At 38.5% G+C, this 19419-nt stretch carries 17 protein-coding genes and 2 pseudogenes; 3 read left to right on the plus strand and 16 right to left on the minus strand.

Annotation, left to right across the window (positions count from 1 at the left end; all coding sequences use genetic code 11):
* Positions 1-349 precede the first annotated feature (349 nt).
* Positions 350-1918, plus strand: coding sequence for a BCCT family transporter (locus OLD84_RS18045; protein WP_209464095.1), 1569 nt, complete (start codon positions 350-352; stop codon positions 1916-1918).
* Between the two features lie 259 nt (positions 1919-2177).
* On the opposite strand, the gene OLD84_RS18050 is transcribed toward OLD84_RS18045, so the two are convergent.
* From OLD84_RS18050 to OLD84_RS18100, 12 genes and pseudogenes are all read right to left on the minus strand, one after another.
* The gene (locus OLD84_RS18050; RefSeq protein WP_209464081.1) at positions 2178-2828 is read right to left on the minus strand and encodes a DUF421 domain-containing protein; all 651 of its coding nucleotides are present in this window, start codon (positions 2826-2828) and stop codon (positions 2178-2180) included.
* A 110-nt stretch (positions 2829-2938) separates the two neighbouring features.
* Positions 2939-3247 carry a hypothetical protein gene (locus OLD84_RS18055; RefSeq protein WP_209464082.1) on the minus strand — a complete coding sequence of 103 codons (309 nt, stop codon included), beginning with the start codon at positions 3245-3247 and terminating at the stop codon, positions 2939-2941.
* Between the two features lie 308 nt (positions 3248-3555).
* Complete coding sequence (locus OLD84_RS18060; protein ID WP_209464083.1) at positions 3556-3825, minus strand: hypothetical protein; 270 nt, start codon at positions 3823-3825, stop codon at positions 3556-3558.
* 10 nt (positions 3826-3835) lie between these two features.
* On the minus strand, positions 3836-4516 hold the full coding sequence (locus OLD84_RS18065) for a hypothetical protein (RefSeq protein ID WP_209464084.1): 681 nt from the start codon (positions 4514-4516) through the stop codon (positions 3836-3838).
* Positions 4517-4794: 278 nt separating this feature from the next.
* Positions 4795-5122, minus strand: a pseudogene (locus OLD84_RS19585) (IS91 family transposase); the annotation flags it as partial.
* 188 nt (positions 5123-5310) lie between these two features.
* Entirely contained in the window at positions 5311-6804 is a 1494-nt protein-coding gene (locus OLD84_RS18070; RefSeq protein WP_209464085.1) for a Mur ligase family protein, read from the minus strand.
* Positions 6805-7604: 800 nt separating this feature from the next.
* The gene (locus tag OLD84_RS18075; protein ID WP_209464086.1) at positions 7605-7766 is read right to left on the minus strand and encodes a hypothetical protein; all 162 of its coding nucleotides are present in this window, start codon (positions 7764-7766) and stop codon (positions 7605-7607) included.
* Positions 7767-7868: 102 nt separating this feature from the next.
* Positions 7869-8258: a hypothetical protein gene (locus OLD84_RS18080; protein ID WP_245301644.1), complete on the minus strand. Its 390-nt coding sequence runs from the start codon at positions 8256-8258 to the stop codon at positions 7869-7871.
* 1135 nt (positions 8259-9393) lie between these two features.
* Positions 9394-9954, minus strand: a complete 561-nt coding sequence (locus OLD84_RS18085) for a hypothetical protein (RefSeq protein WP_209464087.1) — start codon at positions 9952-9954, stop codon at positions 9394-9396.
* 349 nt (positions 9955-10303) lie between these two features.
* Positions 10304-10849, minus strand: a complete 546-nt coding sequence (locus OLD84_RS18090) for a hypothetical protein (RefSeq protein WP_209464088.1) — start codon at positions 10847-10849, stop codon at positions 10304-10306.
* Between the two features lie 9 nt (positions 10850-10858).
* On the minus strand, positions 10859-12046 hold the full coding sequence (locus OLD84_RS18095; RefSeq protein ID WP_209464089.1) for a ParM/StbA family protein: 1188 nt from the start codon (positions 12044-12046) through the stop codon (positions 10859-10861).
* Positions 12047-12346: 300 nt separating this feature from the next.
* Complete coding sequence (locus OLD84_RS18100) at positions 12347-14395, minus strand: catalase (RefSeq protein ID WP_209464090.1); 2049 nt, start codon at positions 14393-14395, stop codon at positions 12347-12349.
* A gap of 67 nt (positions 14396-14462) precedes the next feature.
* Between OLD84_RS18100 and OLD84_RS18105 the strand changes: the two genes are divergently transcribed.
* A complete protein-coding gene (locus OLD84_RS18105; protein ID WP_209464091.1) occupies positions 14463-14657 on the plus strand; it encodes a hypothetical protein in 195 nt (64 codons plus the stop codon).
* 16 nt (positions 14658-14673) lie between these two features.
* Here OLD84_RS18105 and rlmN read toward each other — a convergent pair whose 3' ends face one another.
* Positions 14674-15744 carry a dual-specificity RNA methyltransferase RlmN gene (rlmN, locus tag OLD84_RS18110; protein ID WP_209464092.1) on the minus strand — a complete coding sequence of 357 codons (1071 nt, stop codon included), beginning with the start codon at positions 15742-15744 and terminating at the stop codon, positions 14674-14676.
* 218 nt (positions 15745-15962) lie between these two features.
* Here rlmN and OLD84_RS18115 point away from each other — a divergent pair, with 218 nt between their 5' ends.
* Entirely contained in the window at positions 15963-16979 is a 1017-nt protein-coding gene (locus tag OLD84_RS18115) for an LLM class flavin-dependent oxidoreductase (protein ID WP_209464093.1), read from the plus strand.
* 58 nt (positions 16980-17037) lie between these two features.
* Here OLD84_RS18115 and OLD84_RS18120 read toward each other — a convergent pair.
* The 3 genes and pseudogenes from OLD84_RS18120 to OLD84_RS18130 all read right to left on the minus strand — a co-directional run.
* Positions 17038-17922: pseudogene (locus OLD84_RS18120) on the minus strand (IS3 family transposase); the annotation flags it as partial.
* Positions 17868-18431 carry a transposase gene (locus tag OLD84_RS18125; RefSeq protein ID WP_319961569.1) on the minus strand — a complete coding sequence of 188 codons (564 nt, stop codon included), beginning with the start codon at positions 18429-18431 and terminating at the stop codon, positions 17868-17870. The gene OLD84_RS18125 and the pseudogene OLD84_RS18120, both read right to left, overlap by 55 nt.
* 75 nt (positions 18432-18506) lie before the next feature.
* Positions 18507-19295 carry an ion transporter gene (locus tag OLD84_RS18130; protein WP_209463410.1) on the minus strand — a complete coding sequence of 263 codons (789 nt, stop codon included), beginning with the start codon at positions 19293-19295 and terminating at the stop codon, positions 18507-18509.
* Positions 19296-19419 lie beyond the last annotated feature (124 nt).

The following is a 19419-nucleotide window of genomic DNA, read 5'->3' on the forward strand; positions in this document are numbered from 1 at the left end:
ATTTTCACCTTATCCCGGTCACACGCTCGACCTCTTCAGGAGTTTCATCAAGGGTATGTGCTTCAGCCATTTTTTCCACCAACGTCATTGCTTTTTCAATTAAAAGCAATGGCGTTTTTTTGCACCTCATCTTAAGAAAACTTGGCTTATCACCAAGCTTTTTCCTTAGCCTGAACTTATGCAGTAAACGAGTTTCTATACTTATCCAAAAAGAAACATTATATAGGTGTTTTTGAGCATACTAACGTCAGAAGACAAGATACAAGATTCTAATTTAGAGCATGCGTTACGTTTCCTACATGTAATTACAGGAAACGAAGAATCCAACAATGAAAGGATTGTTTTATCTATGAATACAAAATTAATTGATTGGCCCACATTTATTGGGGCATTAGTTGTTTTATTAAGTGTAACCATTCCTCTTATTTTATTCCCAGAGGCTGGTGCTGAAGTTATCAACATGGCCAATACGTTTATGACCGGAAACTTCGGTGTTCTATATATGATAATGGGCTTATTAGCATTCGTCTTTCTTATTTATGTAGCCTTTAGCAAGAATGGGAAAATTAAATTAGGTAACAAAGACGATGAAAAGGAATTCGGTAACCTTTCATGGGCTGGAATGTTGTTCGCAGCTGGCATTGGCTCCAGTATCCTATACTGGGCAATGATCGAGTGGGCCTACTATTATCAAGGTCCACCATTTGGTGTTACGCCAGAATCGAATGAAGCGATCGAATGGGCGTCTACATATGGCATTTTCCATTGGGGGCCAATCGCATGGGCGATTTATACATTACCTGCATTACCGATTGCTTATTTTTATTATGTGCGAAAGAAGCCGGTACTTAAGATTAGTGAAGCAGTACGACCCGTATTAGGAAAACTTGTTGATGGACCGCTTGGTGTGATTATTGATGTTTTGTTCATATTTGGATTAATGGGCGGGGCTGGGACGACGTTAGCACTTGGAACACCGATGATCGCAGAAGGTGTCCATCATTTAACAGGAATACCAGTGACACTTGGCCTTCAAGCAGGGATCATGCTATTATGCACACTCATATTTGCCGTTAGTGCGTATTCTGGTTTGCGAAAAGGGATTAAAGTGTTAAGTGATATTAATTTATGGTTAGCGCTTTTTATTCTACTCTTTATCTTCGTATTTGGACCTACTATTTTCATTAGTGATACAACACTTTCAAGTATTGGAACCCTTGCTGATAACTTTTTTCGAATGGCTACATGGCTTGAACCACTTGGCAATCTAGCCGGATTTACGCAGACAGGTTTTCCAGAATCATGGACCGTTTTCTACTGGGCATGGTGGCTTGTCTATGCACCCTTTGTTGGGCTATTTGTCGCACGTATTTCCCGAGGGCGCACCATCCAGGAGATGATCTTTGGGACCATGATTTATGGAACGATCGGCAGTATATTGTTCTTTGGAATTATGGGTAACTTTGGGCTATATTTACAGCTGTCAGGGACGTTTGATGTTATTAGTCATATGGATGAATTCGGTGCGCCTGCCGCTATCATAGCCATAGTGAACCAATTACCGATGGGGAGTATTATGGTAGGTCTATTCACCATCCTTGCTATCATATTTTTGGCAACAACATTCGATTCTTCATCGTTCATTCTTGCTTCAGTTGTGCAAAAAGAAATTCAAAGCGAACCAATGCGCTGGAATCGACTGTTCTGGGCATTTACATTATGTTTTTTGCCATTGGTTCTTCTATTTATTGGAGGCTTAGAAACACTCCAGACGGCAAGTATCGTTGCCGGTTTTCCGATTATATTTATCATGGCCTTACTTGCTTGGTCCTTCATGAAAGCATCCAGTACGGATATCAAAGAAACCAATAATTACAAATCACCAACGATCCATATTAACCGTAAAGAAAAGAAGTAAAAAAATGGTGTTCCATTGGAACACCATTTTTATTTTCATTTGTCCGCAAACAGGAAAGCTGTCCTGAGGATTGAAGAACAAAAGCCCCTTGATTGGAAGGATCCTTAAACCAAGGAAGACTATCTAATGTTGTTATCGGTCTGTTAATAAGTCAAAAGAGTTGGATGACAATTCATCAACCAAAAATCGTGATAGGTTATTTAACGCTTAAGCGAAGACGGACGCTATTCTGATCCCCATCGATTCGTTAATGTTTGAATTACCTTAAATGTTTTGGTGGTACATTTTTATGCGTTTTTCGCTTTACTTCTGCAAATAAATCTTCCTGTTCACTTGAAGCAAGGGGTTGATTATTTACTTGATTCTGTTGATTTGGGTTTGGAAGTTCCATATGAAGTTCGATTTGGTCGAGCGTTTCCTGGACTGTATTTTTCAGTTGCTGTAATTCTTTCTTCGTCACAGCCTGTGCTTCCGGTTTTAATGTATAACCTACTTGTCCATTTGGCTCGAGTGTCGCCCATTGCACATCACTTATACGTGCCACACTTTGTTGACGTAATTTCATCTCCAGCTGATCCGCCGTTATTCTTAGTTTCTTTAATTCTTTCTCCTGTAATACGCCATTTTCTATTACAATTTTTGACTTGCCGGTAATTAAGGTTTCAATAAAATCCACTTTGACTTGCAGGACCTCAAGGATGAATAGAGTCATGACTAGAATTGCACCAACACCAAATGTCACCCAGATATTTTCCCCCGCAACCGGCTGAATAAACAAAGAACCAATCCCAATCATAATAACGGTTTGTGTAAGCGTCATTTGCGAAATAGACTTCCTTCCAGCCATTCGTAAAATAAATGTTCCACCTATAATAATAGCTACAGCCTTCCAAATCCAATCAAATTCCATATCCAAGCAAGCTCCTCTTTTTAAGGTTTATAAGCATAGTTTGACTTATAGGCTTGGCATTATGCATTGATTGGCGAAAACAGAATCAGGCATTTATTTTCGGACGTCAACTACTCGATCGTATTTGTCTTGGGTGGTTGTTTGCCTGAATTTCGAAACCGAATCACACCGGCACTTAATAGAAGGAACGAACTTGCCACTAACACACCGATTCCTAGTAATGGTTGAATGGAGCTGTTATTCAATACGGTTGCCAATTCGCCGTTTGTTATTTTACCTGCATTCAAATACGTAAAGGGCAGGAAATGAGAAACTTCTGAAACACTGGACATGGTCGTTAAAAAATATCCACCCGCCGTGGCAAGTGCCGTTTGGATAAAGGTAGCTACCGTGTTCTGTGTAAAAAGAGAAAAGAACAAAGAGAGCGTCATTAAAAACAATAAAGATGCTAATAATAAAAGCCCTGTTACTGTTAAGTATTCTCACACAAACGCTCTCCTGCTGTTTTGGTACTTGAAGAAGTGCCCTCGAAAGATGCTCCCGTACCTAAAGAGGCATGCAAAGCTAGTGAAATGTCCGTGAGTGGCCTTCTCTAAGACCTTTTCATCTTTTTTGACGATTTTTGGTACTTGAGAGGCGCTCTCAAGAAGTTATAGTCTAAGGGGCGTATCTTTGGATTGTTACAAGGATTAAAGATTACCGAAGAAAAAATCTCCGGTAATCTTTTTTAAATTATATTGGCCAAGTTCATAACTGACCATATAAATAGGATCAACAAAATTGAAAATGTTAACAAAGTAATTGGTACATTAATTTTTTTATTTATCCTTTTTTTAAGATAAATTTCTAAAGGCATTATTACTATAAGCGTAACTGCCAATAAAAATGGAATTACTAAATCATTATTTTTGCGTGCTAAAAAACCCGATGCAAATATTAACATAAATATAGTAATCATGTAGCCTGCTATTTTAATTTTCGTGATGTTATTTTTCATATTCATTCACCTAACGTATACTATATTCACTTGACCATTCCGTCCCTATATAATTTGTGTAATCTGGATATTCGTAAAAAGTAGAGCGATCCATCCCTTTCATATTATAAGAATCGTCGTATCTATAGTATTTATCAACCTTAATCCATACTTCTGGCAGATTTTTCGATACTATGTTCCCTACTATAGCTATTAATGCTGAGGCAACCCATCCTACACCCAGTGCGAGTGCAATTAGTCCTGCCGCAGTTGAAACGTCACTTCCTATATTACTTACGCTTGTATATTCTGTTTGGTAATTATTCCAATCCCCTTCAGAGGCTCCACCTCCGCCAGGATCAACATTCTGTATTGCAAGTCGTTCTGTTAAATCTTGAGTAATTTGTTCATCACTTTCAATTACTTTTTTATCATTAACCCAAACATCACCTTGAAGGTCTTTCTTCATATTATAGTTTTGCCCATTCTTACCCGTAGCTTTAGCTTCTATTTCGCCATCGGAATTCTCTTCAATCACGAGTTTCTCTGTGCTCCCATTTTCCCAAGTGAAATGATAAATATTCTCCCCTTCTTCACCCTTTAATTCTTCTACCTCAAGTGTTTGTCCATTAATCACATAGACTTCTTTATCAGCACCGATATTATTCTGATTTTGTGCTGAAATTGGAGCTGATAATTGCGCAAACACCATTAGCACAATTATTAAAATTGATAATCTCTTGCATGAATCTCATGTAACTCCTCCCTTTTTAAATCCTCTAGTCACATAATTATACATAAATAGTTTAAATTCCTTCCTATTTATTAAAAAAAATTAAATTTTTGGATTAGATTATGTAAAAGGGTTTATGAGGAATATAATTTAAAATATTATAACAATTAAGGTTTCGATATAATATACTCACATTTTCACACACCGAGATGAGCAGGTACGCTTTGGTTTCAGATAATTCGATAAGAAAAACCGGGCAAAAATGGTTTCAGGAAAGGGCGATGGACTAAGAATATATCACGTAATCCCTCATCAATCGTAAATATGACATGCCGATGGTTAGCTTGTAAGACATCTTCTGTTAGCAGACGGCTCCATTCTTCACTCTCCCCAAGGGAAATTTTCGAACATCATGGCAGTCCTCGCAAACAAAGAGTTTAAATCCATTTTTCGGACCCCGAAGTCACGAAACCTCTCCACCTCCTTGATGACTACTGGCCGGATCTTGTCTCCATGTTTCTTTTTAAATGACTCCCAATGCTGATGCTTATCAAAGAAAACTCGTTTCAAAATGTTTTTCTCCATATATTAAAGATACCATGGTAAAAAACACTGTGTGGTAGGGTCAATATTTTATACTTTCTTATCTTTTTAGAAAAACTGGCATCCCTAAGCCCTTCAGAGAATGCCAGAGCCTGCGCTTATGCAATAAGAAAGTTTTTATCTACAAAAAAAGCACTCCCTTCATATTGAAGGAGTGCTTTTACTTTATCTTATTTCACTTTCACATCTGCTTGATGGATTTTATCCAGCACAACGCCTGCACCATAATCCATCCCTTGGCAACCTGCTAATAAAATAAGGTCATCATCTATTGCTCTATGTAGCGAGTCCTCTACCGCATCAGGTAATTCATCATACAAATGAACTTCTATATTCGCTTCGGCCATGACATCCATAAATGCATCCAATTCCGCCTCTGTAACTTTATCTTTTCCAGTTGTATGAGCGATGCTTTTTGTTGCGATTATTTCACTTAACCCAAGCTCAGCTGCCCATCCAGCGAGGACTTCTGCATTCTCCCTATTAATCGCTGCACCTCTTTGTCCTCGAATCGCATATACAACGTGAAGTTTATTATAATTCATAAAGTTCAGTGTTTGCAAGGTTACATTAATGTTTCCAGGATTCGCAAAGTGATCATCTACAACCTTGAATTTGTCTTCGTATATAAATTCAAACCTTCTTGGAACACCATTAAACTCCTTCATCGCATCCTGGATCGTTTGAATGGAAACACCATTAAGCAAGCCAATGATAATTGCTGTCATCGAATTATAGACCGAGTGGAGCCCAGGAACGCCCAATTCTACGTCAAACTGAGTAGGCTGATATTCTATATCATCCACTTTAAAGGGTTTTAATATCTCAAATGTGAATTTTGCTCTTCCAGAAGATAGATCCAAATCCTTGCACCTTATTGTTCCCTTCTCATTGTTAATTCCAAAAGAGATTACTTGGGCTTGTGTTTGGTCAACAAGTGAAGCTGAGTAGGTGTCATCGAGGTTCAATACGGCATGGCTATTTTCAGATGCATTTCTAATGAGACTGGATTTCACCTCAAAATATTTTTCAAAGGAACCATGTGTATCAACGTGTTCCTGACTGATGTTATTTAGGGCAACAATGTCATAATCAACTGCTTCCACACGATACATTTCAAGCGCAGCAGAAGAAACTTCCATGCTTACATGGGAAACATCGTTATGTACCATCTCATTTAAAAAGTATTGTAAGTCCAATGATTCAGGGGTTGTCAGTTCTGATGGGATGGAAGTATCCCCGTTTTTAATGGAGACTGTTCCAATTAACCCGGTTTTAAGTGCTTCCTTTTCCAGAATAGCATTCGCCATATAGGAAGTTGTCGTCTTTCCATTCGTAGCTGTAATTCCAATCATTTTCATTTTCGTCGAAGGTTGGTCGTAATAGGCAGCACCAAGTCGTGCTAATGCCACTCTACTATTTTCGACAAGGAATTGCGGTATAGCTACATCCTCCTGAATTTCTTCTACGATGGCAACTTTGGCACCCCTTTTAGCTGCGTCAGCAAGGTAATTATGGCCATCCGTCTTATAGCCCCTGATACAGACAAATAGATGGCCTTCTGTCACTTCCTGTGAATGATAAGAAACACCTGCTATTTCAATATTTGTTGATGTTGGATTATTTAATAATGGAATTGATTTGATTAATTGATTTAATTTCATTCTCTTACCTCCTGCTAACTTATCCAGTTCCCTTTTACATAAATCTCATTATACTATTCGTATGTACGTACCTTAATTATATCCCAAAATAAAAAAATTTAATATAAATTTACTTTTATACAGTGATCTATTCCCTAAAAACCTACGGCAGTAAACGCACTTTTAATAAGAAGAACCCACTTCAGGGAGTGGGTTCTCCTTATTATAAATTTGTAACTGACTGTAAATTGGTCATTTCGTTTTTACAACATTTACCAGATAAACGAATGGTTTAGTTAACAAGGATCTCCATAGCATCAACACAAAAGGCAGCTATTTCATTACTCCATTCGATACAGGAAAGTTCTGTACACCCTCCACAACACAAGTGCAACCTTCATTATAAATATAATTTTTAATAATAGCTTCTACATCAGAAAATTGAACCAGTTTGTCTGCTTTATAATTATAGATAGTTCTCATGTCGCCACAGGACCCATAGCCCCGAGTACTCCAAGCTTTTTGCTCTCCATATTATTCACCTGCTTTGTCAAATCGTTTGCGATGTTCATGATCGTTTGAGAACTTTGCCAAGAACTATATTGTATAGGCAAAGAAATTGCATATAAGGCTGAATTCCATATTCACCAGTTATTAAACTATAAATTGAACCTGAAACCAATGCAATGGCCAAAACACCTATTATTATGTTCAGCGTCAACTAACAAAACTCCCCCATATTGTTTCATTACACATAATGCCCATTAGAGCAATAGCGGGCGCAACATTATTCCAGATAGGCGCCCTATATTAAATAAATACTAAGTATTATTTTTCTTCTCATTTTCGAATTCGTCACCTCTTTTTTCAAGCCTTACAATTCCTTCTTTTAAATCATTTGTTGGTGCTGCAACTCTGTTTGCTGCTATCTTAATAACCGATACTATAGCTATAATAAAAACAATAAAGCCTACTACAAACAATAAAAATTACATCCATAAATCATCTCCCTTTCTTCTCCAATCTGACTCGATAAATGAATATGTTATGCGCCCGATTGTTGAAGGAGAATTAAATAAAAATTTCTATGATAAAGCAATAATTAAACATAATATGAAAGCAACACCTGACAATGGTGTCATAGTATGTCTTTCTTTCTTACTCTGAGATATTAAGTTGGCTAAAGTCATTAAACCGAGGGAAATTATAATAATCCATACCAATATATTTGTAGGTAAAAAGTCTAAACCATTTAAAACATTAGTATGTTTCAGGAAAACAAGACCCATAAATAAGAGAATCAAAGCACTAACAGCACTCACAACACGCAATTTTTTAGGTAATATCTTATAATACCCCCCTAATGTAAATTCACCAAAAGGATAACCGAGTGTAAGCAAGACTTGAAAAATTGCAAGGGACACAAACATAATCGCCACGATGATTGAAGATATATAGACAAAATCGATTTCCATTACATTACCTCCTCTTCAAAATACATTATTCAAGATAATGGCCCGTTTCTTGAATGTATTATCAAAAAATCGTCAGCAATAGGTAAGCGTTTGAAGTTATCTCCAGCTTTTCCCCTGCTCCACACGGAACGTGCAAGTTTCCCCGCATTCCGCGCTCCATCTAACTGAATCTACTAGATGATAAGTTCCTCGTTACCTTCAAGCAAGAAGGCCATCGCCTAAATGCCTTTTGCTTGAAAGCTCGCACTGTGGAAAATCCCACGTTCCTACCCGATCGGTGTCATTCACTTGAAGAAAATAATCGTTCTAATTCGTTAGACTTGGGGCTGTTCCTCCACTCCCATTACAGAAGATTCCTAGGTCGTACCCCTACCTTCACAAGAGTAAATGCATTTCAGTTAATCCCTTATAGCAAACGTTTCAGATGACAGTCTTTGTTTCAACGTCTCTTGCTTCCTAAGTCCCTTACAACGTAGCTATCCGTTCTAGACGTAGGTGCTTCCTTTAAGCCTGCGAGCTAGATACCACCATTGTTTGGTATAGCGAATTTCAGAGGGCCAAGTTTTACTCTTCACCATTCGCCCCATCGTTGGATGGGCCATAGCTTTACACTATGTTCAAACTTTAGACCCTTAATTTCGGAAGTTTGACAGTTCCTTTAGAGAGGAACATTCTCACCGTATCAAGTTTTTCAGCCATCCGGCATATCAGTTGGCATACCTTTTCCATCGGAATGGCTTTAGCTTTCCTTCTGCCGACTCTACCTGTGCTTCGAACCCCATGAACTGTCCTTCATGACGCACGCAGGAATCTTGATGGGATAGTTTCAGAAAACATGGCTTCCTCATTCCTATCCTCTGTTGTAAAGTTGAAATTTACTTTATAAATTTCCAGTGTTTTCATGCCGAAGGCATTTATCACAGAACTTGTCGCGCTGCCTCGTTTGCTGAATATCCATAAATTAACTTTTTTCGTTAATTTAAAAACATCCCTTTTCAAATCATATATTTATTTTAACATAAATATTCAGAATATAATGTTAAATAAAGAAGGAATTACGATTAAAAACTGGTATTACCTTGGATATATGATGAAGACCAGCCTATGCAACTTTATGCTTAAAGAAACCCAAGCATCAATGTGCTTGAGTTTCTTCATCAACCGGATTCCCCATTATGTCTACCTCAATATCCTTAGCACTTCCATTAAAATGCTCTAATAGTTCATGCAAAATATCATGGACTTGGTTATCATAAACCCGATCATTTGGCTCTGGCGGATTATCCTGCTTGATCGCCTTATCTATAAGATCAATGGCTCTTTGCAATTTATCTTCCTTTTCACCTTCATATACGATCATCTCCAAATTTTCTTTCGCACCATTCAGCATACTTCGTCTCACTTCATGATTTAAGGGTTCACCACCTGTATCAAATGTCTGATTTAATGTTGCAGATGCACTGAGGCTATGTGCCAAATAGAGGCGACTATTTGATATATATTCTTCTGAATTTGCATTTCCACCAACGGTCAATTCTCTTATAGGAGCGTCCTCTTCTCTTGTGTCTTCCTTTTCCGCATTTGCATCCTTTTGTAGATTTCCTTGATCTTCGGTCGCTCTTTGTTCAAGTACCATGAAAGCTACTAGGGTAGACAATACAGTTGATATACCAAGTGCTATCATTATTTTTCTCATGCAATCCCCTTTCATAAATATGGCTGTTTTTGATGATAACACACGTTTAACGGTATTTATATCAAGTCTTATTATTTTTATGGGTATTTACAATTGTAAAAGTTACAGACAAAAAAGGCAGCCTATAAATATAATCCGCCTTCTCTCGCTTGATAGTAAAATGAGTCAATCAAGATATGCACAAGGCCATGGCAGGGTGGTTACTGCGCATTTATCGCGATTAGCACATCATATCCAAGATATACCACGTATTAACCTATTTATATTTCGAAAAATTAATGCTTTAGAGGATTATTTAGTAATCAAAAAAGCTGGTTCAAAAGGTCTCAAACCTCCAGAACCAGCTTTTCTATTTATTCATACTCGACAAAAAGTCACCCAATGGATCCTCATCTTCCTCATTCTCTTCTTCCTCTTCTTGTTGCTCATGCAGGTCATTTTGTAATGCACCAAGATCTACATCATCGAGTGAGTCATCCATGGGCACTTCCTGTTCCTGCTTGTCTTCTTCACTAGCCGCGACCTCTTCTTGCAGGTAAAGTGCTTCATCAATATCACTCGTATTACTATTTAATGAGGCCAGCAGCGTGGTCGCACGCATTGGGTCATTTAATAATTGGTAGAGAATCGTTCCAATTAGCGCTTCTGAATGCTCATGCTTCAGCCAGCTTTTCTGTTCTTTCGTAAGCTGTTTTGGCATCGGAATCGTGATCGTTTCCCGTTCTTTGGAATAGGTTTCGTTCACACCCTTTAAGACATACTGAGCAATTTCACTGGAAAAATTCCGCCGTTCTGTTTCTTTCAGCTTCTGCAATTGTTTTAAAAGATAATCTGGTGTATCAGAGGGGACACGAAATGTAATCGATTGTCCCCGCTCTATACTTTTTTTAGACATCCTCTCACCCTATTTAGCTTCCGTCGTTGCTTGTTCTTCCTTGCTGGTATCCTTACTGTTGTCTTTGGTCGATTTTTTGACGAAATCCGTAATTAGCTTATAATACGCATTTGCCATCATCCAGATGCTCTCATTTTCATCTTCAAAGAATTCAATATTAAAGCCGTCCATCTTGTTGTTAAGTGCTTTGATATAATCCTTCAATACGGTAGATCCACCACCGACAAAATAGCAGATTTCCGATTGGGAGTTTTTTTGCCAAACATTTCTTAGGAAACGGTATTCCTTCTTCGCAAGTTCCAATAAAATATTGTCCGTTATCTCATGGATATTTGTTCTACTACCTTTCACCATGATATGATTCCGGTCATTTTTCCGAGTGATGATATCGACAACATCGCGGCGGCTATCCAACTCAACGCCATGTTTGGATCGAATTTCCTCTCGAATCGCCTCAAGTGATTCTGAAACACCGAGATTAAACCCTTGCGCTTTATCATCATCCACATTACGATTTCTAATCACAGCAATATCTGTTGATAGTCCGCCAATATCCTGAATTAAAATTTGCTTGTCAATCAGGTCTTTATTTATCACTTTAAGGTCATTATCCATAATTAAATTCACATAAGCTGCAAAGCCCTCTGGATAGACTTTTACCTCATCAAATTTAATATTTATCTTCTTGCCTTGGTGTTTTGGCGTTACTAAAAATTCCACTTGATGGACGGAGCCCAACAGCTGAGAACGGTAGCCCACATCTTTTCCTTCCTTCACTTCACGCAATGGAAGCCCTGTTCCAAGTGTGTAATTGGCATCAATTACATCATTTTTCGATACGCTGAATGCTTCACTTGTAACGGCGTCCAGTGCGATGGACGCAAAAAGCATAACCAGTGTCTGATCCTCTTCCGATTTACTGCCCCCAGGATCTAGCTCTGTTGAGTTACTGCTCTTCGTTGCCAAATTACCAACACGGTAGACAGCATTATTTTCTTCCAGGGCCGGGGAATGTACACGGATATGGATATTATCCAGTACATCCTTCTCATCTAAGTCTTCAATTCCAATTACTGGGCGATCCTCCATATCAGGTGCTATTACGTTTGGTATGTACAGTTCGTTTTCCAGCTTGCCAAAATTTCCTTTTAAAGCATCATTTCCAACATCCACTGCCGCGATTCTTGATTTACTCATGTAACATTACTCCTCTCAAAAAATAGGTACTACTACTAGATTAATAGTTTTGCAGCAAATAATCAATCAGACTTTTGATGTATGCTATTTTGTTTACTTGTTTTCAAAATGCATTCATTGCCAAATCAATATGTAAACAGTTTTGTATACAAGAATACTTTTTTGTATTCTTTTGTGTACAATCTGAACACAAGTAAACAATTATGTATACTTGGGTGTTTACTTCAACCTATCACTTAGAAAACGCTCGACTGGCAAAAAAAGAGACAAGAGCATCACCTCTCATCTCTTCCCATATTATTAAACAACTTCTCGATTCCAATGTCTGTGTGCAGCAATTGCCTCTGTAAATTGGTCGACAAATTTCTGGTTATTGTCATTAACTACGACACCTGGGCTCGTTAGCATAATATTTTCCTCTAACCATTTCTTCCCGTCATGTGTAGCTCCGATTGGTTTGTAGTGTTTGAATGCTTCTTTCAGAAAATAGGTCGTGTCCTTATGGAAAGCTTTACTTTCGACACTCCCACCAACAATATAGAGGGCATCATATAACACTGAATCGGTGGTAGAAAACGTATGGTCAACCATCATATCCACGCTATTTTCCCCGGTTACAACGCCCTGCTTTTCACTAATAACTTCATACACAATACCTTTTGCCTGCAATCCGTGTAAGATATCCTTCACTTCAGCGTCCTTAAAACCATTGTTCATGATAACCCCTACTTTACGAGTAGCAGGTATTTTTGTTGTGTTTGCCTGACTAAGAGCTGGTGAGGCCTTGGTCACATTGGATCCTCCATTGCTTGGTGGTGTTGCTCCAACGTTTGTTGCAAATGCAGTCGCCATTTTTAAATCAACATGGCTAAACATTTCGACAACCTGCTGCCTGACATTCATGCTTTTCACTTTTCCAACCTCAAAGCTGAACGCATCAATAATATGCTGTTTTTCAGTTGCGCTCATACTATTCCAAAACAGCTTTGCCTGAGAAAAGTGATCTTTAAAGCTCTCACTCCTAGCCTGCACTTTGTAGCTATCCATTTTCTCCTCATAATGGACAAACCCACCCTCTTGCGCAGTAGATGTGGCTGGTGTGTTATTTGCAAGCGAATTATTACGATAGGATACTTTTCCTTTGTTAATCGTCTGTCTGCCATAACCATCGCGCTGGTTATTATGGAAAGGACACACAGGGCGGTTAATCGGAAGTTCATGAAAATTTGGCCCACCCAGTCGAATTAACTGGGTATCCGTATAGGAAAATAAACGCCCCTGCAACAAAGGATCATTGGAAAAGTCAATTCCTGGAACAACATTCCCAGGGTGAAATGCTACTTGTTCTGTTTCGGCAAAGAAGTTATCTGGATTACGGTTCAATGTAAGTTTGCCGATAATTTTCAGCGGCACATCTTCCTCTGGCCAAAGCTTCGTCGCGTCCAGAATATCGAAATCAAAGGCGAACTCATCCTTCTCTTCAATGATTTGTACCCCTAATTCATATTCCGGATAATTTCCCTGCTCAATCGCATCATACAAATCACGCCGATTGAAATCAGTATCTTTACCAGCTACCTTTTGTGCCTCATCCCAGACAAATGAATGAACGCCAAGTACTGGCACCCAATGGAATTTAACAAAATGCGCTTTACCTTGATCGTTAACAAATCGAAACGTATTGATGCCAAACCCTTGCATCATTCGAAAGCTTCTAGGCAAGGCACGGTCTGACATCAGCCACATGACCTGGTGCGCTGACTCCTGGTTGTTTGCTACCCAATCCCAAAACGTATCATGCGCCCCAGTTGCCTGTGGAATCTCATTATGTGGTTCCGGCTTGATTGCGTGCACAATATCAGGAAATTTAATGCTATCTTGAATGAAGAACACAGGCATATTATTGGCTACCAAATCATAATTTCCTTCCTCTGTAAAAAACTTTGTCGCAAAGCCCCGCACATCCCGAACAATATCTGATGAGCCACGAAAACCTACCACGGTCGAAAAACGAGTAAATACTGGTGTCTTCGTTCCAGGTGTTTGCAAAAAGTTAGCTTTCGTATATGGTTTCATGGACTCATATAGTTCAAATTCTCCGTGCGCAGCAGAACCACGCGCATGTACAACTCGCTCTGGTATTCGTTCATGATCAAAATGCATGATTTTTTCCCGAAAATGAAAATCCTCCATCAGGGTCGGGCCACGTTCACCTGCTTTTAAGGAAAACTCATCCTCCGATACTTTAAGCCCTTGATTTGTCGTCAACTTCTTATTCGAATCATCTACCTTAAACTGTTCCAATTGCTCCTGTTTCTTGTTCTCATTTCCTTTGTTCTCATCACTCATTGAAACACCTCTTTCAACAGATAATTTTACATTTATTATCTTACCCAAAGAGGTCAATTTTATTAGTATGCCTTTATCGATAATCATGACCATAAAGAACGAAGGGTTTATATTTGTATTAATCGGTGCAGCAAGCCTGATTCTATCTGAAGAAATTACTGGCTTACAATGGGCAGGAATCTTATTAATCGTTGGCGCTATTTGCCTAAATGAAGTTGGGAATGCACGAATGCATTATCATTTGAAAAAACCCGCACCATAATATGGCGCGGGTTTTACTATACAACTTTCTTTTTCTTCTTAATTTGTTTACTACGTAACTGACCACAAGCAGCGTCAATATCTGCTCCATTCTCCCAGCGTACACCTGCATTAATCCCATTCTCTTTGAGCGTTTCAAAGAAAGCCTGAATCGCTGTGGATTCACTTCTCGCGTATTGATCATGCTCCGAGACCGAATTATACGGAATTAAATTTACATAAGCAAGGTGGCGGTGGTTATATAATAGCTTCGAAAGCTGAGCCGCTTCCTCCTCATGGTCGTTTACATCCTTCAACATAATATACTCATATGTGATACGTCGATTTGTTTTTTCCAGGTAATAATCAACAGATTTCATCAGTTTTTCAATTGGAAATGCCTTGTTAATCTTCATAATCCTTGAACGCAACTCATTAGTTGGCGCATGGATCGAAATCGCCAAATTCACCTGGATGCCTGTATCGGCAAACTCATATATTTTATGGGCAAGGCCGCTTGTTGAAACAGTAATATGTCTGGCTCCAATATTAAGCCCTCTGTCATCATTGACGACATAGAGGAAGTCCATTAGATTGTTAAAGTTATCAAATGGCTCACCAATACCCATAACAACAATATGGCTCACTCGCTCGTCGTTACCTTGTTCGTCAAGGTGGCGTTGCACGGTCATAATCTGTTCAACAATCTCACCACTTGTAAGGTCGCGGTTTTTTGTCAGCAGCCCGCTCGCACAAAATGTACAGCCAATATTACAGCCAACTTGTGTCGTTACACATACACTCAAACCATAATTAAAGCGCATTAGTACGGTTTCAATTAAGTTTCCATCTGCCAATTTTAATAGAAATTTGATTGTTCCATCCTCAGATTCCTGCCTAATTTCTTCCCCAAGTGTATGTGGGATAAAATTTTCTTCTAATAATGAAATGGTTTCCTGATTTACATTTTTCATCTCCGAGAAACTTGTGACACGCTTCTTGTAAAGCCAATTCCAAACCTGATCAGCTCGGAATTTCTTTTGCCCATTATCCGTGAGCCACTCCACTAATTTATCGTATGTTAGTCCATAAATGGATATTTTACTCATTATTTGTACCCTCATTTCGAAACTTTACATTTTACTATCTTACATCATACTTCATGTAGGGCTGTGAGGCAAATGAAGTTCAACGATTATTTTTAATACAACTGAGGGAAGTTTTACTTTATAACGTCCATCAGTCAATCAAGCTTATAATTGGACGCTAACTTGTAAAAAACGTATCATTTCATATAATAGCAAGTATCATGAAGGAGTGAATCAATTTGACATCCAGCAATACAAAAACATTTAATAATATACCACTATCTGTTCTCGACCTTGCACCTATCGTTGAGGGAAGTAATCCAACTGAGTCCTTTAAAAGCAGTGTAGAACTTGCGCAACACGTTGAAAAGTGTGGATTTCATCGCTTCTGGTTAGCTGAGCATCATAACATGCCAGGTATTGCCAGTTCTGCAACATCTGTACTTATCGGCCATATTGCGGGTGCTACCAATCATATGCGCGTTGGTGCTGGCGGAATTATGCTACCTAACCACGCAACGCTTGTAATTGCAGAACAGTTCGGTACACTCGAATCCATTTACCCTGAGCGCATTGATCTCGGCCTAGGACGAGCGCCAGGAAGTGACCAAGCAACTGCTTACGCATTGCGTCGTACATTAAATATGGGACCAGAAGACTTCCCTATGCAAGTCAACGAATTACAGGATTACTTTTCAGATGAACCAACGTCTCGTGTGAAAGCTGTGCCTGGTCAAGGTCTTGACATTCCCATTTGGCTGCTTGGCTCAAGCGACTTTAGCGCAAGACTCGCAGCACAAAAGGGGTTATATTTCTCTTTTGCCAGCCACTTTGCACCAGGATATACCATCCCTGCATTGAAAATTTATCGTGATAACTTTCAGCCTTCAGATACACTCGAAAAACCATATGCCATGGTTGGTGTCAATGTGATCGCAGCTGATACAAATGAGCGAGCAGAATGGCTAGCAACCAGCCTTCAACAGCAATTTTTAACCATGCAAAAGGGGCAGTCTACGAAACTATTACCACCGATTGAAAATATTGAAGAAGTGTGGTCACCAATGGAGTTGTCAGCCATTGAACAAACCCTAGATCCTCGAACAACCATTATAGGGGACCCGGAAACCGTCAGACGCGGACTCGAAAGGTTCCAGGAAGAAACACAAGCAGATGAAATCATCATCAACTCACAAATTTTTAATCTAGAAGATAGGAAGAGATCTTTTGAGATTGTTGCAGGGTTGATGGACTAGAGAAAGTATAGGAGCCGCGATTTGCAGAAGGTGGTTACCCCCAAAAGTTAGAGTTTTATTATGCAGCTGATTGGATGGATTGAGTTCGGTACTCAACTGGACTCAATCCATCCATTTTTTCTTTTGAACGTTCATGATTGTACCAGTAGATATATTCTTCAATCCGTCTTTTTAATTCTTCATAGCTTACTAATTCTTCCCCATAATACATTTCTTGCTTTAAAATCCCAAAGAAATTCTCTATCGGCGCATTATCTGCGCAGGTTGCTTTGCGTGACATACTTTGAAATACGTTGTTCTTTTTTAATGTTCTCACCCATTGATTGTGCTGATAGTGCCAACCTTGATCAGAATGGATGGTGGTCCGATAGGTTGCACGACTTTTTATTATCTCTATCGTTTCTTTTAAAGGTTTCATGACAAGATCTAATGTTGGACGTTTCTTGATTTCAAACGCAATAATTTCTCGGTTATAAAGATCAAGAATTGGATTTAAATATAATTTCTCTTCGCCTAGACATTTGAATTCCGTAATGTCGGTTACTAATTTTTGAAGGGGGATTGGTGTGCTGAAACGACGTGCTAGTCGGTTTTTCGCTACTTTCCCTACGTTCCCTTTGTAGGAATTGTATTTACGGGATTTGCGCATAAACTTTACACATTTTAACCCCAATTCTTGCATCAGGCGATACACTTTTTTATGATTAATACAATGTCCTAATTTCTTTAATTCTTTCGTAATTCGTTTATATCCATAACGTTCATGAAACTTCTTAAACAGGTTTGTAATGAGTTCTTTTAGTTCTGTTTCCGAATCTTCTTTCTCAAAGTTTTTGACATGGTAGTGATAGGTTGCTTCAGGAATATCCACTGCTACGAGAATATCCTTTAATCTGAATCCTTCTTGTTTGAGCTCGAATGCCAGCTTTGCTTGAACTTTTCGTGGAAGGCATTCGGATTTTCCCGAAAAGCTTTTAGCTTTTTTAGATACGCGTTTTCTAGCCTTAGTAGTTCATTCTCATGTTTCAACTCTTCTTCACGCGTTAAATTCTTCTCGTCTTTCTTCTTAGGTTTATTGTGTTTCTTAGACATAGAAGGTCGCCCCTTTGATTTTGGTCTCAGGCCTTCTATTCCTTGTTCATTAAATACTTTCATCCAATGGTTAATTAATGAAGGATTGTTCAATTTAAATTGATCAGCAGTTTCCTGATAAGAAGCACCTGTCTCTAACATAAATTGTACAGTATCTAATTTAAATTGAACAGAGTATGCTTCTTTCCTTTTTCTTCGTTTTAAACCCTCCATCCCTTGAGTTTTAGAGGCTCTTACCCAATCTTGTAATGGTGTTTGAGAAGGCATATTGTATTTTTTTTCCAATAATTTATATCCCAGATTCCCATGCAAATACTCAGTGACAAGTTTAATTTTAAATTCTTCACTATATTTAGCCATAAAAACACCCCCGAAAGTTAGATTTTTCTACTCTAACTTTCGGGGGTCAGTACCGAATCGTGGCTCTTTTTATATTTATTTCGATTCCTTTTCAAGCAATTGTTTAATTTCCTGCATTTCCTTCTGCATTTCAGCAAGCTTCAAATCTGTAGGCGAAGGACTATCCTCTCGATGAGCCTCTTCTACATTGTTTACAATAACACCAACGAGCAAGTTAATGATAACAAAGGACCCAATCATAATGAAGGATACAAAGTACCACCAGGACGTGGGATCTTCAGCTAAAATCGGCCGCATTACTCCACTTGCCCAGGATTCTAACGTTACAACCTGAAAAAGGGTTAATAATGATCCATGTAAGCTGCCAAAATATTCAGGGGCGATCGATTGATACAACATGGTCCCAATAACCGCATAAATATAGAAGAAAATACTAAGTAATAAAAAAACGGTGCCCATGGATGGAATTGTTTTTAAAAGAGCATTCACCATTACCCTTAGTGAAGGAATAACCGAAACAGCACGCAACACACGGAGAACTCGTAATATCCTTAATACCGTCACATAATGGGATCCAACTAAAACATGCCCACTAGCAACAATTATAAAATCAAACAAGCTCCACGGATCCTTAAAAAATGTCCCTAGCGATTTGCTTCCTATTAATCGAATAATGATTTCAACCGTAAATATCCAGAGCAATACCTGATCAGCTATAAAGATCCAATTAGAAAAGTTTTCAGCGAAAAAGGAATATGTCTCTAACCCTACCAGAATCGCATTAATCAGGATTAAAACAATAATTGCGTTTATGAAAAAAGGATGCTCAGCAACCTGAGCACATTTTTGTCTAAACTTATTCATAAAACCATATACCCTCCTTTCCCATGTATATTTTACTTGTTTTTATAGTGCCTGTCACTTCCCGGTTTTTGTCGGAAATTGTCAAAATGTAAAAAATCCACGATTAGATCGTGGATTTTCAATG

The organism is Virgibacillus natechei (assembly GCF_026013645.1).
In the GTDB taxonomy this organism is placed as follows: domain Bacteria; phylum Bacillota; class Bacilli; order Bacillales; family Amphibacillaceae; genus Virgibacillus_L; species Virgibacillus_L natechei.